Genomic DNA, 26965 nt, shown 5'->3' with positions numbered 1-26965 from the left:
TGAGTCATTTTAGCGAAAGCTTCGCACAATAATACAGAAATGCCTACGGATGCTGTCCGGCGGCGGGTAACGACATTTTCTTTGTGGTCGATGACCGGCAGATGCTTCCTGAATAACGTTAAGCAGTTATAATACCGCTGAATTATTGACGAGATGATAAAGGTTTATGCCGGTAAATATCCCCAATTCCGCACGACTGTGTTTTCGCCTGATGGACGACAATGACGGCGATATCATGTATGAACTGGATCAGAACCCTGAAGTTATGCGCTATATAACGCCCGGTCGGGTGCCCAGCCGTAAAGACATCAGCGCCGTCTTTATTCCGCGCATGCAAAAATATCGTAATCCGGAAAAAGGCTGGGGCCTGTGGCAGGTCAATACGATTGCTGATAATGCTTTTATCGGTTTTATTCTGGTGCGGCCTATGTTCTTCTTCTCTGATGAGCGCGACGACACGAATATTGAATTGGGCTGGCGCTTTAAACAACATACCTGGGGGCAGGGCTATGCGAGTGAAGCGGCGTGCCATGTGGCGGGTTTTCTGGCTGCCGGTGACCAGTCGATAACGCGTTTTTCAGCGGTGGCGCACCCGGAAAATAATGGGTCTATTAATATTATGAAAAAGCTTGGCATGTACTTCGTACGCCAGTTTCAGCATAAGGATCCACTCGGTGAGTTTGATGTGGTTCATTATGAACAGCAAGTAAAGGAGCATTCCTGATGAAGTTTGCTTACTTTTATGAGCGTGCGGTGGCCCGCAGCGGCGGCGAAGATGCGCTACAAAAACGCTTACCTGTGGTTGCTACGAAAGCCGAACTGGAAGCGCGCGATGATAGCTTTTACTTATCAGAGATAACCCGCTGCGTATTCAGGGCGGGATTTGTGTGGCGCATTATCGATCATAAATGGCCGGGCTTTGAAGCAGCCTTCAGCGGTTTTGTGCCGGTTTACTGGCAGCAGGTGCCACCGGAGCGGCTGGATTCTCTAAGCGGTGATGAGCGCATTGTGCGTAATATGCAAAAAATCGACACGGTACCGTTAAACGCCCGCATGATCGTTGAGGCCAGTGAAGAATATGGCAGCTTCGGCCGCTTTCTGAGCCAGTGGCCATCGAGCGACCAGGCTGGCCTGCTGTTATGGCTCAAAACCAACGGCGCACGGCTTGGCGGTGTGACCGCTCAATATTTTCTGCGACGCGTTGGCTATGATGGCTTTATTCTGTCTGCTGATGTGGTAACCGCCCTCGAAAACCATAATCTCATGGATGCTTCCGCCACCAGCAAGAAAGGCCTGTTGCAAGCCCAGAAGGCTTTTAATCAGTGGTATACAGAAACGGGTTTACCCTACAGCCACCTCTCGCGAATCCTGTCCTGCACCCTCGATGCGAACGCCTAATATCAGGCGGTGCTGATTTTTCTATAAGTGTATCTTTAATGTAACTTGATCCTTGCCTTTAGGTAGTGCGTAACAATGTAAACAAGGATTGCCTGAGGAGCTCATGATGCTTGATTCGATGACAGGTTTCTGGAAATTCAGAGGCTGGAATTGTGGGCGTTTTCTTTTTACCGGCCTATTGTTTCACTTCATGTTTTCGCCAACTTTCGTCCATGCAAAGCCCGCAACTATTCCAGCAATTTCCCCCCCCTGAAGCGAATATCATCTTTGCCGGAGACTCCGCTTATCCACCGTTCGAATGGTCGGGAGATAATGGTCCTGAGGGCTTTAATGTGGACCTTGCCGGGGCGATCAGTGTACAAGGGGGAACTTCTGTACGCTACCTGCTCGGCGAATGGCGGGACACCATTGAGGCGCTGGAGAGTGGCGACGTCGACGTAGCCGCAATGTTTGTTTCGCCGGCGCGCGAGAAGCTTTTTCATTTCACAACACCGTTTTATGTTGTCAATCATGCTGTCTATGCATCCGAATCGCACCCTCAGGTAAATGGGGCCTATAACTTTTCTGGTCAGCGCGTAGCGGTGGAAGAGCGGTCTGTGGCCCACGAAAAACTGCTCGCTGAAGATCTTGCGGTCGATATTGTACTTACCGCTAGTACCCAGGCGGCGCTTGAAGCGGTCCTCTCGGGACAAGCGGACAGCGTTATTACGACTGAGCCGACAGCAGAATATCTGATCGACAATCTGGAGCTACCCCTTAACCGAGTGAGCCCGCCGTTCTGGCCAAGTAGCTATGCGTTTGCGGTGAAACATGGCCGGGATGATTTGCATTTGTGGCTACAGAATGCGTTGAACGCGGCGATCGCTTCGAACGGTTACCAGGATATTTATGAAAACTGGAAGTCGGAGATACGGCCTGACGGTAATTCGTTGATTCATATTCCTTTTTATGTTGGCTATACGGCCATTACTGCAATCTTGTTCATGGTGACATTTTTTCTCTGGTCGTGGACGTTGCGCCGCAAAGTCATTAACAAGACGTCAGATCTCCAAGCTGCCCTGGTTCGCGTAAGTCAATCAGAGAGCCATGCCCGCTATATGGCCGACTACGAAACGGAAACTGACCTGGCCAGGCCTCACTATTTTAACCAGTTGGTAAATGAAAAGTTGAAGCAATGCCCGGTGAATAGCGAACTTATGATTTTCAGGCTAATTCGCCTGAATGAAGTCAGCGGAACTTTAGGTCAGAGTTACTCCAAAGAACTAATAGAGACAATTACCGCCCGACTAAAAGCAAGGATAACCGGACCCTGCTGTTATTTTGGGCGGGGGACCTTTGCCCTATTTTCCAGTCGCACAGAAGTAAGAAGGTTTTTGGAGGCCCTATCAAACGAGCAAACAAAGCAAATGCCTTACATCCGGTATGTCGCAGGGTCTGCTCGTTTTTCTAAACATGGCCGGAGCAGCGAGGAGCTGCTTGCTAATGCTGATTCAGCGCTGTTAACAGCATTCTTCAATAATAAGGAATGGGTTGTTTATGATCACTCTATGGATCCGAGCCCTAAGGATCAGGAAATAATTACAGCGTTGAGAACCTGTTCGCTCGAAGGCATGTATGCCGTTTATCAACCGCAAATAGATATTGTAACCGGCCAGCTGACAGGTGCCGAAGCCTTAGTCCGCTGGCAACATCCCACTTTAGGTGCTCTTTCACCCTGCGATTTTATCCCGCTGGTGGAAACGCTGGGCTACATTTCGCAGGTTACCGAAAAAATGATCGATGCAGCTGTCGACTTAGCTGTGCGGCTGCGAGAGGAAGGCCGTCCAATGGTGATCAGTGTCAATGTATCAGTCCATGATCTGGCCGATCCAGCCTTTTTCGCTAAAGTAAAAAATGCGATTCAGCGTTGTCAGGGCGCGTTCTGCGATCTCAAGCTTGAACTGACTGAAACCAGTTTCTCCAGCGAAATTGGTACTATCAGTGAAACCTTAACACGGTTAAAGTGCCTCGGTGTCGGAATCTCGATTGACGACTTCGGTACGGGTTACTCGTCTTTGACGTATCTCAGTATGTTCCCGGTGCAGGAGCTGAAAATTGATCAAACGTTTGTTTTTAACCTGGAGGCGAATACAAAGAATTGCGACATTATCCGCTCAACCTTGATGCTAGCTGAACACCTGAAAATCAAAACGGTGGCGGAGGGGGTTGAGGACAAGGAAACATTAAGCAAGCTCCGGGAACTGAAATGCGGTTGCGCACAGGGGTATTTCATTTCCAAACCCCTTCCCGAAGCTGAATTTCTCAAATTTATTAAGGAATACTCAGCCCCGGGGCAAGCCTGACGCAAGACTATCGCAGCGTAACAAACTCCTCAGCGCTGGTCGGATGCAAGGCAACGGTCGCGTCAAAGTCGGCTTTGGTGGCGCCCATTTTCATCGCGACGGCGAATCCCTGCAGGATTTCATCCATGCCTTCGCCCAGGCCGTGGATGCCAATTACTTTCTCATCGGGACCGTAACAAACCAACTTGAAGGTGCTCATGGCCCGGTGCGGGGTAATGGCGTTATACATGGCCGCGAACTGTGATTTATACACTTTGACGTCATCTTTGCCATGCACAGCAATCGCCTCGGCTTCAGTCAGGCCAACGGTGCCAATCGGCGGATGGCTGAATACGATGGTCGGGATCTGGCTGTAGTCCATATGGGCATCACATAAGGCCGGATTAAAGAGACGTTCAGCCAGCAGACGACCGGCTTTGATAGCGACTGGTGTCAGCTGGGCTTCACCGGTGATATCGCCAACCGCATAGATGCCTTTGACATTGGTGTTCTGGTAATCATCGGTACGAATGTAGCCCATTGCATCGACTTCAACGCCCGCGGCTTGAGCATTGATTTTGTCAGTCGCAGGTTTGCGGCCAATGGCCCAGATCACACAATCGACGTCAGTAATCGACCGGCCATCCTTCGAGCAGACAGTTAACTTGCCGTCGTCGTCCTTTTCAATACGGTCAGTAATAAATCCTTTGGCCAGATTCATTCCATCTTTTTCCATGCGCTCAAGTAAGGCATCGGTAATGTCCACGTCAAAGTGGCGTAACGGACGATCGCCGCGCACCAGCAAGTGGGTTTCTGAGCCCAATGCGTTCAGCACGCCGGCGATTTCCAGTGCGATGTAGCCGGCGCCGATAACGACAGCTTTTTCGGGTTGGCTTTTCAGTGCAAAGAAACCGTCTGAATCAATCCCGTATTCCGCGCCAGGGAGATCGGGCATGATCGGCCGCCCGCCAACGGCTATCGTGATGTGGTCAGCGGTAATCTTCTCGCCGTCCACTTCGACGGTATGCTCGTCGACGAAACGGGCAAAGCCGTCAATTAATTCAACGCCATTATTTTCAAAGCCACGCTTGTAGCCACCATGAATACGTTCAATATAGGCTTCGCGGCTGCGCACCAGGCGGCCCCAGTCAAAACCTTTCTGGTCAAGGTCAAAGCCATAGGCTTTGCTGTACTTAATGGCTTCCGCGACATGGGCACCATACCACATGACTTTTTTAGGAACGCAGCCGACATTAACGCAGGTACCACCGACCGCTTTTGCTTCGATTACTGCGGCTTTGGCACCGCGGATTGCTGCGCGATTAGCTGAGGCAATGCCGCCGCTGCCTGCGCCAATAGACAAATAATCGAAATGTCGGGCCATGCTTTGTACTCCTGTTGCGTGGTAAAGTAGCAAAAATATGAGTAACTATGATCGCGCAAAACTGCCGAGGGTGCAACGCGGACTCGGCAAGGGAAGGCTTAATTAAACCGATGACCACTATCTGTGAAACCAATTTATGACGCTGACTTATCAGGTAAAGCGCAGCCGGCGCCGTCGCTCGCTGGCGATTAAAGTGGCGCGTGGCGAAGTGATGGTGCAGGCGCCATGGCGTATGCCTGAAGCGCAGATCCGCGAGTTCGTTGAATTGAAGCGCGACTGGATTAGCCGGCACCTTGAGCGGCAGCAGCACCAATTGCAGGCGTTACCCGAGCGTAACTGGCAATCTGGTGAGCAGATTCGCTGGCTGGGCACGCCCCTGACACTGGTTATTCATGAATCGACCCGGAAAGGCTGCAAGCGGCTGGGTAATGAACTCCATGTGACCATAACGGCGCGCAGTAATCCCGCTACCGAGCCGCAAGCAACAATAGTGCGCTGGTATAAAGATTGCGCACAGCTATGGCTGAATGAGTTTTTCGCTGTCTGGCCGAGGGCAAACGAACTTAATCCCGTGGCCTGGAGCGTCGGCAGCTTCACCGGGAAGTGGGGCCACTGCACCCGCAACGCGGAACTGAAATTCAGCTGGAAGCTTTGGCTGGCGCCGGAGTGGGTGGTACGCGACGTGGTGATTCATGAACTGTGTCATCTGCGTGAGTTCAACCATAGCCGCAGATTTTGGGCACTGGTAGAGCAGCATTCACCGGATTATCAGCGCGCTGAAGCCTGGCTGCGGCAGCACGGCATGACCGTGCTGAACCCGCAGTTTCTAGACTATGTTGAAACCGGCCAAGGGGCTTAACGCCCGCCTGCCGGTAAGTGACGCTGCAGGAACTCAGCCATCATGGTGCGTAAGTGCTGGCTGGTGCCGGCGCCTTCAGTAATGCTGTGGCTGCGGTTGGGGTAAGCGAAAAACTGGAACTGCTTGCCCTCTTCAATGAGTTCGTTAACCAGCCGTTCAGTCCCCTGAAAATGCACATTGTCATCGCCGGTGCCGTGGGCCAGCAGCAGGTCACCCTGCAGGTTAGCCGCATGGGTAATAGCCGATGTTTCCACGTACGACTCGGCGGCTTCAGGCAACAACCCGGAATAGCGCTCCTGATAAATAGTGTCATACAGCGTCAGATCAGGCACCGGCGCGATGGCCATGCCGACATGGTAGCTCTCAGGATAGCGGAACAGCGCATTCAGCGTCTGGGTACCACCACCGCTATGCCCCCAGATGCCGACGCGGTCACCATCAATGAAATCCCAGCGCTCGAGCATGGCTTGTAGCGCGTCATACTGGTCGCGAACCGTGACCACGCCCAGCTGCTGATAAATTGACCGTCGCCATTCAAAGCCGCGCGGGGTATTCGTACCGCGGTTATCAACCGATGCCACTAAATAGCCTTGTTGCGCCAGGTAGGTGTGGTACAGGAAGCGCTCGCCACCCCATTTATTGGCAACCGTCTGGCCCCATGGCTCGCCGTACACGTAAAATAGCACCGGATAACGCTTGGAGGGATCAAAGTTCGGCGGCTTCATCAGAAAGCCATCCAGCTCCAGCCCATCCCGTGCGGTAACCTGGAAGAACTCAAAATCCGCTTGGGCAACCTGATTAAAGGCTTGTTGTGCCGTGTTATTGTCTTCAATCATGCGCAGCGATCGGTGATCAGGCAAGGTGACCATATCGGTCTGTGGCATCTGCTCGACACTCGAATAGGTATGCACCGCATAGTCGGCATCCGCCGAGAGCTGATAACTGTGCGTGCCGGGCTGATCCGGAGTCAGGCGCTCGAGCTTGCCGCTGCCGTCCAAGCTGGCGCGGAACAGATACCGCTCAAGGGGCGACTCCGGGGAGGCAATAAAATAGACCCAGCCGTTTTGTTCATTAATTTGTAAAACCTGGACGACGTCCCAGTTGCCGCGGGTAATAGCCGTCATGCGGCCGGTATCGCGTTGCACCCGGTACAGATGGCGCCAGCCACTGCGTTCGCTAAGCCAGGTAAACGACTCACCGTCGTTAATGAATTTTACGTCATCGACATAGTCCGCCCAGCTATCGGTGGTTTCACGTACCAGTTCTTTTACCTTGCCGGTATCAGCCGAGGTAATAAAGGCGCGATTAATGGCCTGCGACCGGGTTAATTGCTGGACAAGTAGCTGTTCACTGTTACCAGCCCACTGCATCCGCACCAGATAATGCTGGCGCGGGTCGCCGGGGATCTGCATCCAGGTGGTATCACCACCGGTGGCCGGAATCACACCGATGCGCATAGCGGCGTTGGTTTCGCCCACCTTGGGATAGGGAAAGGTTTTCAGCGTCGGATAAAGTTCATCGGTGTTGTTGATCATGGTGAATATCGGCGTGCCGGAGGTGTCCAGCTGCCAGTAGGCAATGGTGCTGCCGTCCGGGCTCCAGCGAAAACCGTCACGCAGGAAAAATTCTTCTTCATTTACCCAGTCGAAGGTGCCGTTGACTATTGTGGAGGTGCCATCATGGGTCAGAATGGTGATTGCTGAGCTGGCCAGATCTTCCACATAGATATTGTTATTCATAACGTACGCTACCCGCTCACCCTGTGGGTCAAACTTGGCGAACTGCAAAGTTGATGGCGCCGCATCGCCGCCCAGTTGCTGCAATTGACGGGAGTTCAGATCAAATACCCAGTAGTCGCCAAGGGTATGGGTACGCCATGAGCGTTTGGTGTTGGTAAAAATCAGCAGCTTACTGCCATCGTCTGACCAGCTGTAATCGGCCACCGACAAGGGCTCGCTGGCTCCGGCCGGCTGTAATTCGGCGGCTGTAACCAGCACCGTGCGTTGCTGGTTTTCGGGGTGGTAGCGTACCAGGTTCTGCCCGGCACCATTTTCAGCTTGCTCCAGATCGGTATAACCGCTGCCATCGGGCAACCAGCGGGTCGAGCCGACAGATTTCGCGCGATACGCAGAGCTTTTATAGAGCGCATCAAGGGTAAGTAAGTTGCCCTGAGTGCCGGAAGCCGGTTCTCTTTCGGTCGATTCATTATTGTCAGAAATTGTGCTACAACCGGCGATAGCTAACAGCATCCAGACGCTGACAAGCGCTTTTAAGCCGAATCTGTGGTGCATGATGAATCCTCTATTATGATGGTAGCTAACGCGTGTTTACCTTGAAAAAGCCGCTACAGGTCCGCACATAGTTAGAATAGTTATTTAATTATCACAGGCATTATTCAAGAGGACGTTCCATGAGTCAAAACCCTTTGCTCACTGATTACCATTTACCGCCCTTCGATGCGATCAAGCCTGAGCATATTGTGCCGGCCATTGAGCAGCGTATCGCTGACTGTAAAGATACCATCGCTGAGGTACTGGCGCAGGGTGACTATACCTGGGACGGTCTGGTGGCACCACTGGAAGACGTGGACGATAAACTTGAGCGTAGCTGGTCGCCGGTTTCGCATTTAAATGCTGTCATGAGCTCGGCTGAACTGCGCAGCGCCCACGACAACTGCCTGCCATTGCTATCTGAGTACGGTACTTTTGTCGGTCAGCATGAAGGTCTTTATAAAGCATTTAAAGCCTTGCATGAGCGGGATGATTTCGCGGAACTCAGCGAAGCCCAGCAAAAAGTAATTGCCGATACGCTGCGCGACTTCAAACTATCCGGTGTTGCACTGCCGGCCGACAAGAAACAGCGCTACGCGGAGATCATGACGCGTAAATCTGAGTTGTCATCCACGTTCAGCAATAATCTGCTGGACGCCACCGATGATTTTCACTATCTGGTCGTTGATAAAGAGCAACTTCAGGGCCTACCGGAAAGCGCGATTGCTGCTGCCGAAGAGGCCGCTAAAGAGCACGACCAGGAAGGCTGGCGACTGGGGCTGGATATTCCCAGCTACTTGCCGGTAATGACCTATGCCGATAGCAGTGAGTTGCGCCGTACCATGTATATCGCCTTTACCACCCGGGCTTCGGATCAGGGACCTCAGGCCGGCAAGTACGACAATAGCAAGATTATGAAAGAAACCCTGGAACTGCGAGATGAACTTGCCCAGCTACTGGGCTTTCCGAACTACGCTGAATTATCGCTGGAAACCAAAATGGCGGAATCGCCGGAACAAGTCGAAAGTTTCTTGCTGGATCTCGCCGAACGTTCATTGCCACAGGCACGGATTGACTACCAGGAAGTAGTGGGCTTTGCCCGCAGTGAATATGGCGTTGACAGCATTGAAGCCTGGGATCTTGCCTACTACAGCGAAAAGCTGAAGCAGAAGAAATATGCGATTTCTGATGAGCAACTGCGGCCCTATTTTCCGGAGCAGCAGGTGGTACAAGGCCTGTTTGAAGTTGTTGGGCTGTTATTCGGCCTGCAAATTGAAGAGCAGCCCGATGTTAAAGGCTGGCATCCGAATGCCCGCTATTTTGAGATCCGTGATAGCAATGATGATGTGCGCGGCAGCTTCTGGCTGGATCTGTATGCCCGGGCTGGCAAGCGCGGTGGTGCCTGGATGGCGGAAAGCTCAGTACGTCGAATTAAAGCCACCAAGGAACTGCAACTGCCGGTTGCTTACCTGACCTGTAACTTCAATAAGCCGGTGGGAGGTAAGCCCGCGCTTTTCACCCATGATGAAGTGCTGACACTCTTCCACGAATTTGGCCATGGCCTGCACCACATGTTGTCAAAGGTTGATGTCGCTGGTGTCTCCGGTATTAATGGCGTCGCCTGGGATGCGGTGGAGTTACCCTCACAGTTTCTGGAAAACTGGTGCTGGGAGCCCCATGCGCTGGCATTGATCTCTGGTCATTATGAAACCGGTGAACCGCTGCCCAGTGATTTGCTGGATAACATGCTGGCGGCGCGTAATTTCCAGTCAGCGATGCAAATGGTTCGCCAGTTGGAGTTCAGCTTATTTGATCTGCGCATTCATCGTGACTTTGATGCCAGTAAAGATAACCAGATCCAGGCTATTCTGGACCAGGTGCGTGATCAGGTCGCTGTGCGCAAGCCGCCGGAGTACAATCGTTTTCAACACAGCTTCGGGCATATCTTCGCTGGTGGCTATGCCGCCGGTTATTACAGCTACAAATGGGCTGAAGTCTTATCGGCCGATGCCTTTGAGCGCTTTGAGGAAGAGGGGATTTTTAACCGGGAAACCGGGCAGGACTTTCTGCGGGCGATTCTGGAACGTGGTGGATCACGGGATGCGATGGACTTATTCCGCGAATTCCGCGGGCGTGAGCCGCAAGTGGACGCATTACTGCGTCACTCCGGGATTGTTGACCCGATCAAGCCTATGGCAGCACCCAGTTAACAACCAGAATCAGACTGAGCACAAAGAGTGCGATAAAGACAATGCCAATAGCGATGTAGGTAGCGGGACTACCGCTACCGAAGTCGCGTTGGCGATTGCGTTCCGTCTGAACCCCAAATAAGGCTGCGATAATGCTCAGGGCGACCTGAAACAGGCCGGGTTTATTTTGCTTTTGCCGGGAAGAGGTCATTGGGTTTAGCGTAGCTTATTACCGGAATAGTCTCGCTGAGCGCTGTCGCCAAAGAGTAATTCGAATAAATCGAGATAGTGGAACTGAGTAGAACGGCTACCTGTAAACCAGGAACTCCAGGTCACTTCTTCGCTGGCTGTTTTGCACACCAGTCGGGCCTGATCAGTCTCAGCGCGTTCTAAGAGTTGGTCGCACTGCTGGGTCAGATTGGCCGCTTCGACCTGAGGCGCAGGATTACTCATTGTGCTAAGCAGCACAATTCCGCAAATTACCGCAACTGAACCGAACCGGTACGTCATGGATATTTCCTGAGTAAGACCTAAGTTAAACCTGCGTAAAGACAAGTACTCATAATTTAACAGGAAAAGAGCGCATCTGCCAAGTTTCCTGACGCTTTTTTTGACTGTTAAGTGAACGCCTGTCTGGTACACTATTGCCAATTTCAGACAGGCTAGAGGTTTTCATGGCGGATTATCTGATTGCTCCTTCCATTTTGTCGGCTAATTTCGCGCGTCTTGGCGCCGAAGTTGATGCGGTGCTGGAAGCTGGTGCCGATGTGGTGCACTTTGATGTGATGGACAACCATTTTGTCCCGAATCTGACTATAGGCCCAATGGTGTGTAAAGCGTTGCGCGACCATGGTGTGACGGCTCCGATCGATGTCCATCTGATGGTGCAACCCGTTGAGCGAATGATTGATACCTTTGCGGACGCTGGCGCATCGATTATCAGCATTCATCCGGAAGCCACCGTGCATCTTGATCGCTCGCTGCAGCAAATCAGGGATGCCGGCTGTAAAGCCGGACTGGTATTTAACCCGGCCACACCGCTGCATCATCTGGACTACCTGCTGGACAAAGTGGACGTAATTCTGCTGATGTCGGTAAACCCGGGTTTTGGTGGGCAGAAGTTTATTCCCGCAACTTTGGATAAACTGCGCCAGGCTCGCAAAATTATCGATGACAGCGGTTTTGATATCCGTCTTGAAATTGATGGTGGCGTGAAAACTGACAATATCGCAGCAATCGCTGAGGCCGGCGCAGACATGTTCGTCGCTGGTTCAGCTATTTTTAATGAACCCGATTATGCGAAGGTGATCTCGGCGATGCGCCGCGAGCTGGCTTCGGTAGCAAACACGAATAAGCAGTAACAGGAAACCACGAATCATGAGCGGTAAACCCATTGTATTGAGCGGCTGTCAGCCATCCGGACAACTGTCTATCGGTAATTATATTGGCGCCCTGCGCCAGTGGGTGGCGATGCAGGATACCCATGACTGCCGGTTTATGTTGGTGGACTTGCATGCCATTACCGTACGTCAGGATCCAGCCAGACTGCGTGAAGCAACCCTTGATGGGTTGGCGCTCTATATGGCCTGTGGCCTGGATCCGCAGCGCAGTATTATTTTTGTGCAGTCGCACGTAGCCGAACACGCACAGCTGGCATGGATATTAAACTGCTATACCCAGATGGGTGAACTGAACCGGATGACCCAGTTCAAAGATAAATCGCTGCAGCACGCCGGCAATATCAACGCCGGTTTGTATACCTATCCCGCCCTGATGGCGGCGGACATTCTGCTGTACCAGGCCAATCAGGTACCGGTGGGCAATGACCAGAAACAGCACCTGGAACTGGCCCGCGATGTGGCCACCCGCTTTAACAATCTGTACGGGAATGTGTTCACCATACCGGATCCTTTTATTCCGGAAGTGGGCGCGCGGGTCATGAGCTTGCAGGATCCGACTAAAAAAATGTCCAAGTCAGATGAAAATGAGAATAACTTTATTGGTTTACTGGAAGACCCCAAGCGTATCACCAAGAAGCTTAAGCGGGCGGTGACAGACTCTGATGAGCTGGCGCGGGTCTATTTCAATCCGGAGGAAAAACCCGGGGTATCGAATTTGCTGTCGATTCTCTCAGCGGCCACCGGCAAATCTATTACTGAACTGGTTCCGCAATACGAAGATAAGCTTTATGGCCATTTGAAAACCGATACCGCAGAAGCGGTGGTGGCTATGCTGGAACCGATTCAGCAGCGTTATCAGGAATACCGCAATAATATGGATTACCTGAACCAGGTAATGAAATCCGGAGCCGATCAGGCCAGTGCCCATGCGGCGCAAACCTTAGCGAAGGTCTATGATGTAATAGGATTCGTTCCACGTCCCTAAACTCATCTATTGCAGGCAGGTAGTGTAAATGACAGCTTCAGCGCCGAATAGCTATCAGTATCCGGATCAGGTCGCTGACGCGATTATCCGGCAGGTCGGCAAAACTGTTGTGCTGGGGCTGCCGCTGGGGCTGGGCAAGGCTAATCACATCGCCAATGCCCTGCTTAAGCGAGCGCTGCAAGATACCAGTATTGAGCTCAAAATTGTCACCGCGCTGAGTCTGGCAGCGCCGCGCCCGGATAGTGAACTGACCCGGCGCTTTCTGGAGCCAGCTCGTGAGCGCCTGTTCGGTAACTATCCTGACCTTGATTATATTCAGCTTATCCGCGAACAGCGTTTACCGGCCAATATTCAGGTCAGCGAGTTCTTTTTTATGGCCGGTCAATGGACGACCAATCCAGTCGCTCAACAAAGCTATATCCCCGTCAACTATAGTCATGCCCTTGGTCTGTTGCGCGATCAGGGTGTAAATGTGGTGGCACAATTGCTGGCGCGCGAGGGTGATGATTTTAGCCTTAGTTGTAATCCGGACATCACCGTTGACCTGCTGAAGTTACGCAAGCAAGGCAAGCTTAATTTCGTCCTGGCCGGCCAGTTCAATAGTGAGTTGCCTTTTATGGCTGGGGAGGCGTTGATTGGTGCAAATGAAGTCGATGTTCTGCTTGATAGCGACGACACCGACTTTGAACTCTTTTCAATTCCCAAGCGTCCGGTCAGTTTTCAGGACCAGGCGATTGGTCTGCACGCAGCGCGACTAGTCCGGGATGGCGGCAGCCTGCAGATTGGTATTGGTTCTATTGGTGATGCGATTGCCCACAGCCTGATTTTACGACACCAACAAAACCGCGACTTCCGCCGGTTACTGGCGGAGCTGACTGCCGGCCAGCCAACCGCGCCTGATGTAGAAGACACACCATTTGCGGTCGGCTTGTACGGCGTCAGCGAGATGTTTGTCGATGGCTTTTTGCATCTTGCCGAACACGGTATCCTTAAACGGGAGGTCGACGGAGCCATTTTGCACGGCGGCTTCTTTGCTGATTGCCGCGACTTCTACCGGCGCTTGCGTGAAATGAGTAGTGCTGAACGTGGCCGTTTTGCGATGAAGCCAGTTAGCTTCACCAACCACCTGTATGGCCAGGAACATGACAAACGCGAGGCTCGCCAGAAGGCTTCGTTTATCAATAATGCCATGATGGCTACCCTGCGCGGTGCCATTGTCTCTGATGCTCTGGCGGACGGGCGGGTGATCAGTGGGGTCGGGGGCCAGCATGATTTTGTTGATCAGGCATTTGCGCTTGACGATGCCCGCTCCATTATCACGGTTAACGCGACTCGCACTGACCAAGGTCATGAGCGCTCGAATATTGTCTGGAACTACGGCCATCAAACCATTCCCTGGCATTTGCGGGATATTGTAATTACCGAATACGGCGTTGCCAGGCTGCGCGGCACCACTGAAGCTGAAGCCATTAAGGCCATGCTGAACATCAGTGATTCGCGCTTTCAGGGTGAATTGCTGGAGCAGGCACAGCAGGCGGGAAAACTTGAGAAGTCATGGGAAATTCCGAAAGCCTGGCGCAATAATACGCCTGAACGCCTGAACACACAGCTCTATCGGGCCAGGCAGGAGGGTATGTTGCCCAAGTTCCCGCTGGGAACCGATTTCACCGAGACAGAACAACGACTGCTGGAGCCGCTGGCGTTGTTGAAAAACCGTAGCCACTCGAAATGGAAACTGACCAAAATGCTGATGTCCGGCTTGTTAGCTGGAACGCCACAGCAGCAAGAGCAGACGTGTCTGGAGCGTATGCAGTTAGCGAATCCGAACGGGCTTAAAGAGCGCCTGTATCAGAAGCTGCTGCTGGCAGCACTGGCTGAAACCCGTTTATGACAGGTGTTTTAGCATGTTGTTGATGATCGATAACTACGATTCGTTTACCCATAACGTGGTGCGCTATTTTCGTGAACTTGGCGCGCAAATTCAGGTGGTGCGCAACGATGAAGTCACCCTCGACGCGATTAATAAACTGCCTCTGACCGGACTGGTAATCTCACCGGGCCCCTGCACACCCGACGACGCCGGTATTTCTCTGGAGCTGATTCGGACTGTTGCCGGAAAGCTGCCGCTACTAGGGGTTTGCCTGGGACATCAGGCGATTGGGCAGGTATTCGGTGCCAAAGTCGTGCGGGCAGCGCGTGTTATGCACGGTAAAACATCCGTATTACGGCACGATAATCAGGGGCTGTTCCATGGCTTGCCGGAAACGTTTACTGTGGCCCGCTATCATTCGCTGCTGCTGGATCCAGACAGCATGCCGGCAGATCTTATTGTTGATGCCTGGGTAGACGACCTGAATGGCAAGCGGGAAATTATGGCGATCCGCCATGCCACTTTGCCAATCTGGGGCGTGCAATACCATCCGGAAGCGGTGCAGACTGAGCAGGGCCATGCCGTACTGCAAAATTTCCTCAGAATAACCCGGGCTGAGCAGTAGTTATTCGCCTTCCCCGGGCTAATCCGCATACTTATGCAAAGCCTTTGCAAACTTAGCTAAATCATTGTCAGCCCTCTGTTTTTCTTAGTGCCCGCGCAGACAGCGATGCTTTTTTCTGCGATAATACGCGCATCAGAATAGTTGTAATAAAAGCGAACAAGGGGAATTTATGTCAACGCCTAAGTCAGCAGCTAACTCAGCACAACAAGCAGTCACTCGCGCCATGTTCGATGAGGTCATGGTGCCTAATTACAACCCTGCCAAGATGATTCCGGTGCGCGGTGAAGGGTCCCGGGTGTGGGATCAGGCCGATACCGAGTATGTCGATTTTGCCGGTGGTATTGCGGTGAACTGTCTTGGTCATTGTCACCCGGCGATGGTCAGCGCGCTAACCGAACAGGGCAATAAGCTCTGGCATTTGAGTAACGTATTTACCAATGAGCCAGCTATTCGCCTGGCTAAAAAACTGGCTGACGCCACTTTCGCTGATCAGGTCTACTTCGCCAACTCCGGCGCTGAAGCTAACGAAGCGGCGCTAAAACTAGCGCGGCGCTGGGCGCTGGATAATCACGGTGAGCAGAAGCAACAGATTATTGCATTTACTAAAGGCTTTCATGGCCGTACCTTCTTCACTGTAACCGTGGGCGGCCAGCCCGCTTATTCAGAAGGCTTCGGACCGAAACCCGGCGCTGTTGAGCATGTGGCTTATAACGATCTTGAAGCACTTGAAAAGCTGATGTCTGAGAAAACCTGTGCGGTGATGATGGAGCCTCTGCAAGGCGAGGGCGGTATTATTAGCCCCGATCAGGAATTTGTGCAGGGCGTCCGCGATCTCTGTGATAAGCACCATGCATTGCTGATTTTTGATGAAGTGCAGACGGGCTTTGGCCGAACTGGCAGCCTCTACGCATATCAGCAACTGGGCGTGACGCCAGACATTCTGACTTCCGCCAAGGCGCTTGGAGGTGGTTTCCCAATCGGCGCTATGCTCACTACTGCAACTATCGCCTCGCATCTGAAGCCAGGCACCCATGGCAGCACTTATGGCGGTAACCCGCTGGCCTGTGCGGTGGCTGAAGCGGTATTTGATGTGGTCAATACTGATGAAGTGTTAAGTGGCGTAAAACAGCGCGAATCCATGTTCAAGAAACTGCTACAAGATATCAATGACCGCCATAACGTATTTAAAGATATTCGCGGGCAAGGGCTATTGCTTGGTGCAGAACTAAACGATACCTGGGCCGGTAAGGCCCGTGACTTTCTGAATGCCGGTGCTGATGAAGGCGTTATGGTATTAATCGCAGGTCCGAACGTGGTGCGCTTCGCGCCGTCGCTGATCATTCGTGAGCAGGACATTATCGAAGGTCTGGCTCGTTTTGGGCGTGCGGTAGCAAAACTGGCGGGTTAACCCGGCGGAGATAATTTATGTTAGTTATTCGTCCTATTACGCCTCAGGATTATCAGGCGCTGTATGCCTGTGCGGTGGAGTCCGGACATGGCTTTACCTCGCTGCCGGTTGACGAAGATCTGCTGCAGCGACGGATTGCCCGGGCACAGGAAGCCTTTGCCCGTGAGCAGGTCTCTGAGCCGGGTGAAGAAGGCTATCTGTTTGTAATGGAAGACACCGACACGGGCGAGATTGTTGGCTGCAGTGGCATTGAAGCAACCGTTGGCCGCTCTGATGCCTTTTATCATTACCGCCTGGGTAAAGAAATTCATCATTCGAAACAGCTGGGCGTATACAACGCGCTGGAAACCCTGACCCTCTGTAATGATTACACCGGCGTCAGCGAGCTCTGTACGTTGTTTCTGCGAGAGCCGTTCCGTAAAAACATGAATGGCCGGGTATTATCCCGTTTCCGTATGCTATTTATGGCGGAATTCAAAGAGCGGTTTAGCCAGTACGCGATTGCCGAAATGCGCGGCGTTTCTGATGAGGATGGTAAATCACCATTCTGGCGCTGGCTGCAAAAGCATTTTTTCTCAATGGACTTCACTGAAGCCGACTATCTGACCGGTATTGGGGAGAAAACCTTTATTGCCGAACTGATGCCTCGCCAGCCTATTTACGTGAAGTTATTGGATCCGGAAGCCCAATCGGTAGTTGGTAAAGTCCACAAGAGCACCCGGCCAGCGTTAGGTATGCTTGAGAACGAAGGCTTCCGTTTCCGTGGCTACATCGATATTTTTGATGCCGGGCCGACAGTTGAAGTCGAAGTCAGCAATATTAAAAGCGTCCGCGAGAGTAAGCGCTTACCGGTGAGCATTGGAAATGTCACCGAAGGGCCTGTTTATATTGTTTGTAATACCCGGGTCGCAGACTTCAGGGCGCTGCAAACACGAGTAAAAATAACCTCAGAAGCCGTCACGATTGACGCTGACAGCGCCACGGCGCTGCGGGTGCAACCTGGCGATCAGGTGCGCATTGTCCCACTGACAGGAGAAAATTCATGACAGCAAAGAATTTATTTATTAACGGGATCTGGACCGAAGGCGAAGGGGATCAGTTCAGTTCAGTCGATCCGGCGCGTAATGAAACCATCTGGAGCGGCAAGACAGCAATTGATACCCAGGTTGAGCAAGCGGTTATCGCTGCCCGTGGCGCATTTGTTAGCTGGGCCGACAAAGACTTTGATGAGCGCCTGGCAATTTGTAAAAAGTATGCCGAATTGCTGGAAGAAAATAAAAAAGAGCTGGGTCTGCTGATTGCCCGGGAGACCGGCAAGCCGTTGTGGGAAAGTCTGACCGAAGTTGGCGCCATGATTGGTAAGGTGGCCATTTCTGAGCGTGCTTATCATGAGCGTACCGGCACAGTCGAAAATCCGATGCCGTCGGGCAAAGCCTTCGTTCGGCACAAACCCCATGGTGTGGTGGCTGTGTTTGGCCCGTATAACTTCCCCGGGCATTTGCCGAACGGCCATATTGTGCCATCGTTGCTGGCTGGTAATACGGTTATCTTCAAACCCAGTGAAATGACTCCTTATGTCGCTGAATTTTGCGTCAAGTTATGGGAAAAAGCTGGTTTGCCAGCAGGTGTACTGAATCTGGTGCAAGGGCTAGTCGATACCGGTAAGTCCTTATCCGCCCACCCGCAAATTGATGGCTTGTTCTTTACCGGCTCATCAGGTACCGGACATATTCTGCATAAGCAGTTTGCCGGCCGGCCCGACAAAATTCTGGCACTGGAAATGGGTGGCAATAACCCGCTACTGGTTAAGGACGTGGCTGATGTGGATGCCGCGGTCCATGACATCGTGCAATCGGCATTTATCAGTTCAGGCCAGCGCTGTACTTGCGCCCGCCGCTTGTTCCTGGAACAAAGTGACAACGGTGATGCTATCCTGGAGCGGCTGCTGGAAGTGGCAGAGAACATCCAGGTCGGCGACTACGAAGCGGATCCGCAGCCCTTCATGGGCGCCATGATTTCTGCCAAAGCCGCGAGCGACATGGTGAGTGTACAGCATGAACTCAGCGATGCCGGCGCCACCGTGCTACTGCGTATGGTGCAGAAGGATCACAATCTGGGTTTTGTATCACCGGGCATTCTGGACGTGACTAATGTGGATGAAATGCCGGATGTGGAGCATTTTGGGCCGCTGCTCAAAGTCTATCGCTACACAGATTTTGATGAGGCCATCAACGAGGCCAACAACACTGAATTTGGTCTTTCTGCCGGCATTTTATGTGACGATGAAGACACCTACAGATACTTCTTCAAACGGATACGGGCCGGCATCGTTAACTGGAATAAGCCGATTACCGGTGCCAGCAGTGCCGCACCGTTCGGTGGTATAGGAGCCAGCGGCAACCATCGCCCGAGCGCTTATTACGCAGCCGACTACTGCGCCTATCCGGTGGCCTCAGTAGAAGCGGACAAAGTTGCTTTACCTGAGAACCTGGCGCCAGGACTCAAAATATGACTAAACCCGCTACTATGACTGCCCGCGTCGACTGGACGCAGGGTCTGCAATTTACTGCCACCAGCGGTTCTGGTCATCAGGTGCTTACTGATGGCGATAAAGAGACGGCGGCCAGCCCGATGGAGCTGGTGTTGGTTGCCGCTGGCGGCTGTTCATCAGTGGATGTGGTGATGATCCTTGAGAAAGCGCGGCAGGGTGTGACCGCGTGTCGCTGTGAAGTCAAAGGGACGCGCGCTGATGGAGTGCCGGCAGTATTCACTGACATTCACCTGCACTTTGTAGTGACTGGCAACAACATCGCTGAGGCTCATGTCGAGCGCGCGGTCCGGCTATCAGCTGAGAAGTACTGCTCGGTGGCGAAGATGCTGGATACAACTGTGGTGATGACCCACAGCTACAGCATCGAGCCTGCCTGAGTCAGCGCCGATGAATTATCGCCATAGCTATCATGCCGGTAACTTTGCGGATGTACTGAAGCATTCGCTGCAAATGATTTGCCTTGATTACCTGCGTCAGAAAGACAAAGCGTTCTGGGTGCTGGATACCCACGCCGGTATTGGTATGTATGACCTGCAGGGCGAACAGGCGAGTAAAACTGCCGAGTGGAAGCAGGGGATAGCGCGACTGTTGGCGGCTGACAAGCCGCCTGCGGCGCTGCAGGCCTATCTGGATAATGTCCGCAGCCTGAATCCGGACGGCGCGCTACGCTGGTATCCGGGCTCCCCCTGGTTAAGTACACAACAATTGCGTGCGCAGGACGCAATGGTACTGTGCGAGTTACACCCCGACGATGCCCGCTTGCTGGCTCAAAACGTCCGGCAGGACTTCCGCTGCGCTGGTTCGGTAAAAGTCATGACCGAGACCGACGGCTATGGCGCGCTAAAAGCCCTGTTGCCCCCGCCGGCAAAACGCGGACTGGTACTGATTGATCCGCCTTTTGAGCAACGCGATGAGTTTATTCAGGTTAGCACGGCGCTGGGGCAGGGACTGCAACGCTGGGCTAACGGCACTTACGCGGTCTGGTATCCGATTAAAGATCCACTAAATGTCGGCGTGTTTCATAAACACGCAACCCGGCTGGCTGGTGCTGACAAAGTGCTGGCGGTAGATTTAATGATCCGGGCGCCCCATGACCGCACCAAACTGAACGGTTGCGGGATGTTTTTTATCAACCCGCCCTATGGCCTGCTGCAGCAGTTGACAGAGGTCATGGAATTTCTGACCCCATTACTCGCCCAGGGTGAGGGGGCTGAGTGGCGCGCGACCTGGCCAGCTTAACGGTTAAACTAGTCCAGCTGCCCCGCTCCGGCGTTTTTTCTCGATAATTTCCTCAATCAGCGGCGCCAGAATCAGCTCCATAGCAAATACCATTTTGCCGCCGGGTACCACTAAGGTGTTCATGCGCGACATAAAAGCCCCGTCGATCATTTGCAGGTAATAGGGGAAGTCGACATTCTTAATGCCGCGGAAGCGAATAACCACAAAACTCTCATCGAGTGACGGGATGTCTTTGGCGCTGAACGGGTTCGAGGTATCCACCGTGGGTACCCGCTGAAAGTTTATATGGGTGCGCGAGAATTGAGGCACAATATGGTGAATGTAGTCTTCCATACTGCGCACGATGCTCTGCGTAACAGCCTCGCGCGAATGGCCTCGCTCGGAGGTGTCGCGCAGTAACTTTTGGATCCACTCGAGGTTAACGATAGGCACCATGCCGATCAGCAAATCCACATACCGGGCTACGTCATAGTCTTTGCCACTGACACCGCCATGCAGACCTTCATAGAAAAGTACGTCAGTATTTTCCGGCAGCGGTTCCCAGGGTGTGAAAGTACCTGGCATCTGGTTATAGGGTACGGCATCGTCAAAACTATGCAGATAGCGACGGGTCTGACCCTTGCCACTTTCACTGTATTCACGAAATAAAGCTTCGAGCCGCTCAAAGTCGTTGGCTTCGGGGCCAAAATAGCTGATATGGCGGCCCTGATCCTGAGCTTTACGGATAGCCAGGTCCATTTCTGGTCTGGAATAGCGGTGAAAGCTGTCACCTTCTGCAAAAGCAGCGTTGATGTCCTGGGTTCGGAAAATATGCCGCAGGGCCTGGCTGGTGGTGGTGGTTCCGGCGCCCGACGAGCCCGTCACTGCAATTATAGGGTGGTATACCGACATGAGCCCTCCGCAAAGTTGAATGAATGTTATACGGGCTCAGGTGCGACGGGTCAAGTCAGCTGCGGCTGTTAATAATGCGGCGGGCGTTCATCATCGGGATTCGTGCTTGCGGTCGAACTATGCTCCTGCACTTGCTGAAAGCGTTCGCCAAGCACAGTAACCTTACGTTGAAGTTCGTGCAGCAGGTCAGACTGCCTGGTCAGCAGCTGATTCAATGTTTCTATCGTATCTTCCTGGAATGCCAACTGGCTTTCAAGATCAGCAATACGACGGCTAAGTTCGTTATCTTCGGCGGCAGCCATAGGCAAATGCCCCTGTTTATGTGTAGTATAGGAATTGCGATGAATTACACCTTGTTCTGATAGAAAATTCAATCCTGGAGATAGGCATGAAGCAATTTAAACTACCACTGGCTATGACGGTAATCGCGTTGGCTGTAGTGGGTTGTACTAAACAACAAGAACCTTACCCTGTCAGTGAGCAGGCCCCGACTGAAGAGCGTGGCAAAATGGCTTACGCACTGGGCGCCTCGGTTGGCACCTTTGTCGATTCGAACCTGACCAGTCAGGAAGAAGTCGGTTATGAACTCGACCGCAGCCTGGTTATTGCCGGTTTCGTTGACTCCCTGAAAGCTGAGTCCAAAATCAGCCAGGAAGAAGCGGATGAGCTGTTAGCGCAAATGCAGCAGGAATTTATGGAGCTGCGTCAGAGCGAACTGGGTTCTAAGGCCATGGAAGAAGGTGAAGCCTATCTTGCTGAGAACGCTAAAAAAGAAGGCGTGACGGTAACTGAATCGGGTCTGCAGTACGAAGTCATCAGTGCTGGCCCGGAAGGCGCGCCTACTCCGGAAGCGACCGATATCGTTGAAGTTCATTATGAAGGCAAGTTGATCAACGGCGAAGTTTTCGATAGCTCGTTTGAGCGTGGCGAACCGGCAGTATTCCCTCTGAACCGCGTTATCGCAGGCTGGACTGAAGGCGTGCAACTGATGCCGGTTGGTTCTAAGTACCGGTTTGTGATTCCGGCTGATCTGGCTTACGGCGATCGTGAAGTTGGTGGTGGCGCTATTCCGCCTAACTCTACGCTGATTTTTGAAGTAGAGCTGCTGGATATTAAAGAGCCTGCAGAAGAAGCTGCACCAGCGGACGAAAGCGGACAATAACGCAGGGCAAGTCGCGTTATCCGGACATAAAAAAGCCAGTCATCAGACTGGCTTTTTTTTTGCTGGGTCTTTTATTCCGCTGCCGGGGATGGAGCCGTCAGCAACTGGTGTTGCTCCAGTGTCTGCATGAGTTCGTCTTCAAACTCCATGCGCAATTCAAGGGCTTCACCGAGCTGAGACAGTGCCGCATCAAAGCCGGGTAACGGGGCTTTCGGTGCTAAGTCACCAAAGCTATCGTTAAAATCCAGAGCGACTTCTGTGGTTTCAGCAATTAGCCTGAACAAGCGGCTCGTTAGCTCATGGGTCGCCTTGGGCAACTCCGATGCGCTGCTAATCAGCCGGTCATAAACTTCAAAGTGCCCGGCGGAAACGTAATCGACCAGTAATCCGCAAAAATCGCGTAGCTCACTGGTGCTGGGCAGAACATTGTGATCACTTTCGTATGGCGGTAAACCTGCCAGTTTAAAGTAATCAATTAACAGCAACTGCCGGGCCTGCAGCCAGTTATCTATGACCTGATGAGCTCCACTCCATCGCTCGGTTGCTTGTTCATGACGACTTAACATGATCTTCCCCTTAGCCTAATAATAGCCCCCATAATCCGATGATGCTAAGCTGACGTCAACTCTTTTGTATGTGGTTAAAATAGCTTATGACTAAACCTAATCAACGGCCTGGGCCCGATGAACCCGCATGGTGGTTTATTGTCGCGGGCGGCGAGCTGATTCTGCGTCGTGACGAGCCTTTACCGCCCCACGGTATGGCAGCGCAGATGCCGATGCCGGACTTGTCGGAATATAAGATTGTGTTTCTCGGGGAGCTAAGGGAACGCAGTTGCTATCTGGTGCTGGCGGACTATGGTGACACGCAGTTTGCAGAGCTGGGTGAGTTCGGTAATGTCCGTGAATTACTCACGGTTGGTGACGAAGACATGTTCGCAATCGCTGCCCGTGCGAAGCAAATCAGTGAGTTTTTATCGACTCATCGGTTCTGTGGGCGCTGCGGTGTGCGTATGCATGAAGTGGACTGGGAACTGGCGATGCACTGCCACAGTTGTCAGCACCGCTGCTACCCACGCATATCACCCTGTATTATTGTTGCTATCCGCAATGGGCGGAAGGTTTTGCTGGCGCGCGGCAAGCGCCACCCTGAAGGATTATTTTCGGTGCTGGCTGGCTTTGTTGAAGCCGGTGAAGCTATCGAGCACACCCTTGCGCGTGAGGTTATGGAAGAGGCTGGCATAAAAATCAAGAATCCCCGTTTCGTTGGTACCCAAGCCTGGCCATTTCCCCACTCGCTGATGATCGGCTTTACCGCGGAGTGGGAATCGGGTGAATTACGCCTGGATCCCTTTGAGCTTGAAGAAGGTGACTGGTTTGATATTGATAAGTTACCGCGGGTGCCATTGGCGGGAACCATTGCCCGCAAACTGATTGATCAGCTAAAAACTGAAATTGAGCAGGAAACCAAAAGCAGAGGCTGATAAAATGCCGCGCACTTAAGGTAACGGATTCGTATGGCCATGACTGAATTAAAAAATGATATCTATCTTCGTGCTTTGCTACGACAGCCTACAGCGCGCACTCCGATCTGGATGATGCGTCAGGCGGGCCGTTATTTGCCGGAGTACCGGGAACTGCGTGCGCAAGCCGGTGACTTCATGAGCCTGTGTAAGAATCCGGAATTGGCCTGCGAAGTGACCTTACAGCCACTACGTCGGTTTTCTCTGGATGCAGCGATTCTGTTCTCCGACATTCTGACTATTCCTGATGCAATGGGTTTAGGGCTCTATTTTGAGACTGGCGAAGGGCCTAAGTTTAAGCATCCGGTGCGCGATTTAAAGGCGATAGAACAATTAGGCGTGCCTGACCCGGAACAGGAACTAGGCTATGTGATGGATGCGGTACGCACCATCCGCCGCGAACTCAAAGGCGAAGTGCCTCTTATTGGTTTCTCCGGTAGCCCCTGGACCCTGGCAACTTATATGGTTGAAGGTGGCAGCACCAAAAACTTCAGTCAGGTTAAAAAGCTGATGTTTGCTGAACCTCAGGCTATGCATTTGCTGCTGGATAAGCTGGCGGATTCCGTGGTCCTTTATCTGAACGCGCAGATCGCCGCTGGCGCCCAGGCCGTCATGGTGTTCGATACCTGGGGCGGCGTGCTGAGCCCGCGGGATTATCGTGAGTTTTCACTGCGCTATATGGAGAAGATCGTTAAAGGGCTGACACGCCAGGCCGAGGGCCGCCAGGTGCCAGTCACGCTCTTTACCAAAAATGGTGGCGCCTGGCTGGCTGATATGGCCGCCACCGGTGCCGATGCGCTTGGCGTCGACTGGACTACAGATATGGGCGATGCCCGCGCGGCGGTAGCCGATAAAGTGGCGCTGCAAGGTAATATGGACCCCAGCATGTTATATGCATCCCCTAACCGGATTGAAGAAGAAGTGGGCCGTATTCTGGCTAGTTATGGCAAAGGTAACGGCCATGTATTTAACCTTGGCCACGGTATTCACCCTGAGGTGGATCCTGAACATGCTGCTGCCTTTATCAATGCGGTTCATAAGTTAAGCCCCGCCTATCACAAATAATCATCGTTGATTTGCGGCTAACCCCCTGTATTGAGCGGTAAGCGGAACTTCCGCTCGATACAGCTGCGTTACAATAGACCACAACTGATAGCGTCTATTATTCTGCGCGGTACCTGGGGTGTTTATGGCAATTCGGAAGTTAATTAATCCACTCACATTGTTTGTCGCAATTTTTGCACTTGCCGGCGCTTACTTCTGGTTCATTCATGAACCTCAGCAACAGCAGCAACAGCAACAGGCAGCGGTACCCGTGCGTATTCAGGTTGCGAAAATGGCCGAATACCGGGACGTTATCGAAGCTTTGGGTACGGCCCAGGCCAACGAGTCTATTGTGGTGACCGCTCAGGCGCAGGAAGTGGTCGTGGCTGTGCACTTTGATGACGGCGATATGGCCGAAGCGGGTGACTTGCTGGTTGAGCTGGATGCCCGGGAGGAACGCGCCCGGGTGCAGGAGCTGAAATTCCGTCTGGCTGAAGCACAGCGGCAGTATCAGCGGCTACTGGACCTGTCCCGCCAGAATGCTGCATCGCAGCAACAGCTTGAACTGCAGGATGTCATAGTCAAAGAAACCACCGCGGAACTGGCAGTGGCAGAAGTGCGGCTGGCCCAGAAACAAATCATTGCCCCTTTTGATGGTCGCCTTGGTATTCGTCATGTCAGCGTTGGTTCACTGGTATCGCCGGGCCAGCAGATCACTACCCTTGACGACGTAGCCCCGATCAAGCTTGATTTCAGTGTGCCTGAGTTGTATTTCGCCAGTCTGCAGACCGGACAAAAAATAACGGCCCGCAGCGCGGCTTATCCCGGCGAAGAATTCACTGGCGTTATCCGTAGTATTGACTCGCGTGTTGACCCGCTTACCCGGTCGATTCTGGTACGAGCCAATATCCCGAACGAAGATGGTAAATTACGACCCGGCATGCTGCTACGCGTGAATTTATTGCGCAGCGTAGATACCACCATGATCTTGCCGGAAAAAGCCATAGTGCCGATGCAGGACCGCCACTACGTCTATGTGGTGGGCAGCGATAACATTGCCCGGCAGACTGAGGTCGTTGTGGGTCGTCGTAAACCGGGTATTGTCGAGATTGTCAGTGGTATCAAGCCGGGTACCCGGGTGGTAACTGAGGGCATGGTGCGTCTGCGTGACGGCGTTGCTGTTAACGTCCGGGAGGGCTAACCATGCTGTTGTCTGACGTTTCGGTCAAACGCCCGGTTTTTGCCTCGGTCGTAAATATTCTGCTGATTGTTTTTGGTATTGTCTGCTTTAGCATGTTGCCTCTGCGCGAGTACCCGGATATTGATCCACCGGTTGTCTCTATTGATACCAATTATCGCGGCGCCTCCGCTGAGATTGTTGAAACGCAGGTGACCCAGCTTATTGAAGATCGCATCAGCGGTATTGAGGGTATCAAGAACATTAACTCGAGCAGCCGCAATGGCCGTTCGCGAATCAGCATCGAGTTTACCCTGGACCGCGATATCGACGCCGCCGCCAATGACGTGCGCGATCGGGTTTCACGGGTATTGGACAATTTGCCCGAGCAGGTTGACCCACCGGAAGTCTCAAAAGCGAATTCCGACGAAAGCACTGTGGTCTGGTATAACCTGCGCAGTGAAACCATGAGTATTCTGGAACTGACTGACTACGCCGATCGCTATATCGTCGACCGGTTGTCTGTGGTTGATGGGGTTGCCCGGGTTAACCTCGGCGGTGAACGCCGTTATGCGATGCGCATCTGGCTTGACCGCGAGGCTATGGCAGCCCGCAATATAACAGTGGCGGATATTGAGAATCGGCTGCGCTCAGAAAACGTGGAATTGCC

General features: G+C 52.7%; 26 protein-coding genes. 19 read left to right on the top strand and 7 right to left on the bottom strand.

Going from position 1 to position 26965, the window contains the following annotated elements; genetic code table 11:
* The first annotated feature begins 166 nt into the window (after positions 1-166).
* The 3 genes from R3196_RS02770 (at position 167) to R3196_RS02760 (ending at position 3740) form a co-directional block, all read left to right on the top strand.
* Positions 167-724: a GNAT family N-acetyltransferase gene (locus R3196_RS02770; RefSeq protein WP_318935123.1), complete on the top strand. Its 558-nt coding sequence runs from the start codon at positions 167-169 to the stop codon at positions 722-724.
* Positions 724-1398 (top strand): DNA-3-methyladenine glycosylase I, encoded by a 675-nt coding sequence (locus tag R3196_RS02765; RefSeq protein WP_318935122.1) that lies wholly within the window; start codon positions 724-726, stop codon positions 1396-1398. Before R3196_RS02770 ends, R3196_RS02765 begins: the two co-directional genes overlap by 1 nt.
* 212 nt (positions 1399-1610) lie before the next feature.
* On the top strand, positions 1611-3740 hold the full coding sequence (locus R3196_RS02760; RefSeq protein WP_318935121.1) for a putative bifunctional diguanylate cyclase/phosphodiesterase: 2130 nt from the start codon (positions 1611-1613) through the stop codon (positions 3738-3740).
* A 7-nt stretch (positions 3741-3747) separates the two neighbouring features.
* On the opposite strand, the gene gorA is transcribed toward R3196_RS02760, so the two are convergent.
* A complete protein-coding gene (gene gorA, locus R3196_RS02755) occupies positions 3748-5103 on the bottom strand; it encodes a glutathione-disulfide reductase (protein WP_318935120.1) in 1356 nt (451 codons plus the stop codon).
* Between the two features lie 136 nt (positions 5104-5239).
* On the opposite strand from gorA, the gene R3196_RS02750 reads away from it, so the two are divergent.
* Positions 5240-5962, top strand: coding sequence for a SprT family zinc-dependent metalloprotease (locus tag R3196_RS02750; RefSeq protein ID WP_318935119.1), 723 nt, complete (start codon positions 5240-5242; stop codon positions 5960-5962).
* Here R3196_RS02750 and R3196_RS02745 read toward each other — a convergent pair.
* On the bottom strand, positions 5959-8253 hold the full coding sequence (locus tag R3196_RS02745; protein WP_318935118.1) for a S9 family peptidase: 2295 nt from the start codon (positions 8251-8253) through the stop codon (positions 5959-5961). The two genes, R3196_RS02750 and R3196_RS02745, sit on opposite strands and share 4 nt — an antisense overlap.
* A gap of 119 nt (positions 8254-8372) precedes the next feature.
* On the opposite strand from R3196_RS02745, the gene prlC reads away from it, so the two are divergent.
* The gene (prlC, locus tag R3196_RS02740) at positions 8373-10442 is read left to right on the top strand and encodes an oligopeptidase A (RefSeq protein ID WP_318935117.1); all 2070 of its coding nucleotides are present in this window, start codon (positions 8373-8375) and stop codon (positions 10440-10442) included.
* Here the strand turns inward: prlC and R3196_RS02735 are convergent.
* On the bottom strand, positions 10423-10632 hold the full coding sequence (locus R3196_RS02735; RefSeq protein ID WP_318935116.1) for a DUF2970 domain-containing protein: 210 nt from the start codon (positions 10630-10632) through the stop codon (positions 10423-10425). The genes prlC and R3196_RS02735 overlap by 20 nt on opposite strands.
* A gap of 5 nt (positions 10633-10637) precedes the next feature.
* Entirely contained in the window at positions 10638-10931 is a 294-nt protein-coding gene (locus tag R3196_RS02730) for a hypothetical protein (protein WP_318935115.1), read from the bottom strand.
* A gap of 164 nt (positions 10932-11095) precedes the next feature.
* Between R3196_RS02730 and rpe the strand changes: the two genes are divergently transcribed.
* The 9 genes from rpe (at position 11096) to R3196_RS02685 (ending at position 20499) form a co-directional block, all read left to right on the top strand.
* Positions 11096-11782 (top strand): ribulose-phosphate 3-epimerase, encoded by a 687-nt coding sequence (gene rpe / locus R3196_RS02725; protein WP_318935114.1) that lies wholly within the window; start codon positions 11096-11098, stop codon positions 11780-11782.
* 16 nt (positions 11783-11798) lie between these two features.
* Positions 11799-12806, top strand: a complete 1008-nt coding sequence (gene trpS, locus R3196_RS02720; RefSeq protein ID WP_318935113.1) for a tryptophan--tRNA ligase — start codon at positions 11799-11801, stop codon at positions 12804-12806.
* Positions 12807-12834: 28 nt separating this feature from the next.
* Positions 12835-14697: an acetyl-CoA hydrolase/transferase C-terminal domain-containing protein gene (locus R3196_RS02715; RefSeq protein ID WP_318935112.1), complete on the top strand. Its 1863-nt coding sequence runs from the start codon at positions 12835-12837 to the stop codon at positions 14695-14697.
* A 13-nt stretch (positions 14698-14710) separates the two neighbouring features.
* A complete protein-coding gene (locus R3196_RS02710) occupies positions 14711-15301 on the top strand; it encodes an aminodeoxychorismate/anthranilate synthase component II (protein WP_318935111.1) in 591 nt (196 codons plus the stop codon).
* A 169-nt stretch (positions 15302-15470) separates the two neighbouring features.
* Complete coding sequence (locus R3196_RS02705; RefSeq protein ID WP_318935110.1) at positions 15471-16709, top strand: aspartate aminotransferase family protein; 1239 nt, start codon at positions 15471-15473, stop codon at positions 16707-16709.
* A gap of 17 nt (positions 16710-16726) precedes the next feature.
* On the top strand, positions 16727-17755 hold the full coding sequence (gene astA, locus R3196_RS02700; protein WP_318935109.1) for an arginine N-succinyltransferase: 1029 nt from the start codon (positions 16727-16729) through the stop codon (positions 17753-17755).
* A complete protein-coding gene (astD, locus tag R3196_RS02695) occupies positions 17752-19221 on the top strand; it encodes a succinylglutamate-semialdehyde dehydrogenase (RefSeq protein WP_318935108.1) in 1470 nt (489 codons plus the stop codon). The genes astA and astD overlap by 4 nt, the downstream gene beginning before the upstream one ends.
* A gap of 14 nt (positions 19222-19235) precedes the next feature.
* A complete protein-coding gene (locus R3196_RS02690; protein WP_318935203.1) occupies positions 19236-19637 on the top strand; it encodes an OsmC family protein in 402 nt (133 codons plus the stop codon).
* 10 nt (positions 19638-19647) lie between these two features.
* Positions 19648-20499, top strand: a complete 852-nt coding sequence (locus tag R3196_RS02685; protein WP_318935107.1) for a 23S rRNA (adenine(2030)-N(6))-methyltransferase RlmJ — start codon at positions 19648-19650, stop codon at positions 20497-20499.
* A gap of 3 nt (positions 20500-20502) precedes the next feature.
* On the opposite strand, the gene R3196_RS02680 is transcribed toward R3196_RS02685, so the two are convergent.
* Together R3196_RS02680 and R3196_RS02675 are read right to left on the bottom strand one after the other, a co-directional pair.
* A complete protein-coding gene (locus R3196_RS02680) occupies positions 20503-21390 on the bottom strand; it encodes a phosphoribulokinase (protein ID WP_318935106.1) in 888 nt (295 codons plus the stop codon).
* A gap of 68 nt (positions 21391-21458) precedes the next feature.
* The gene (locus R3196_RS02675; RefSeq protein ID WP_318935105.1) at positions 21459-21692 is read right to left on the bottom strand and encodes a SlyX family protein; all 234 of its coding nucleotides are present in this window, start codon (positions 21690-21692) and stop codon (positions 21459-21461) included.
* 86 nt (positions 21693-21778) lie between these two features.
* Here R3196_RS02675 and R3196_RS02670 point away from each other — a divergent pair, with 86 nt between their 5' ends.
* The gene (locus tag R3196_RS02670) at positions 21779-22552 is read left to right on the top strand and encodes an FKBP-type peptidyl-prolyl cis-trans isomerase (RefSeq protein WP_318935104.1); all 774 of its coding nucleotides are present in this window, start codon (positions 21779-21781) and stop codon (positions 22550-22552) included.
* 71 nt (positions 22553-22623) lie between these two features.
* On the opposite strand, the gene rsd is transcribed toward R3196_RS02670, so the two are convergent.
* A complete protein-coding gene (gene rsd, locus R3196_RS02665; protein WP_318935103.1) occupies positions 22624-23118 on the bottom strand; it encodes a sigma D regulator in 495 nt (164 codons plus the stop codon).
* Positions 23119-23204: 86 nt separating this feature from the next.
* On the opposite strand from rsd, the gene nudC reads away from it, so the two are divergent.
* From nudC to R3196_RS02645, 4 genes are all read left to right on the top strand, one after another.
* The gene (gene nudC / locus R3196_RS02660) at positions 23205-24035 is read left to right on the top strand and encodes an NAD(+) diphosphatase (protein ID WP_318935102.1); all 831 of its coding nucleotides are present in this window, start codon (positions 23205-23207) and stop codon (positions 24033-24035) included.
* 39 nt (positions 24036-24074) lie between these two features.
* Positions 24075-25139: a uroporphyrinogen decarboxylase gene (hemE, locus tag R3196_RS02655; protein ID WP_318935101.1), complete on the top strand. Its 1065-nt coding sequence runs from the start codon at positions 24075-24077 to the stop codon at positions 25137-25139.
* Positions 25140-25263: 124 nt separating this feature from the next.
* A complete protein-coding gene (locus tag R3196_RS02650) occupies positions 25264-26319 on the top strand; it encodes an efflux RND transporter periplasmic adaptor subunit (RefSeq protein ID WP_318935100.1) in 1056 nt (351 codons plus the stop codon).
* Positions 26320-26321: 2 nt separating this feature from the next.
* Positions 26322-26965: efflux RND transporter permease subunit (locus R3196_RS02645; protein WP_318935099.1), on the top strand; the 644-nt coding region annotated here is incomplete at its 3' end.

The sequence above is a fragment of the Pseudidiomarina sp. genome (genome assembly GCF_033722695.1).
Classification (GTDB): Bacteria; Pseudomonadota; Gammaproteobacteria; order Enterobacterales; family Alteromonadaceae; genus Pseudidiomarina.
This window is presented reverse-complemented; position numbering and strand designations above follow the sequence as displayed.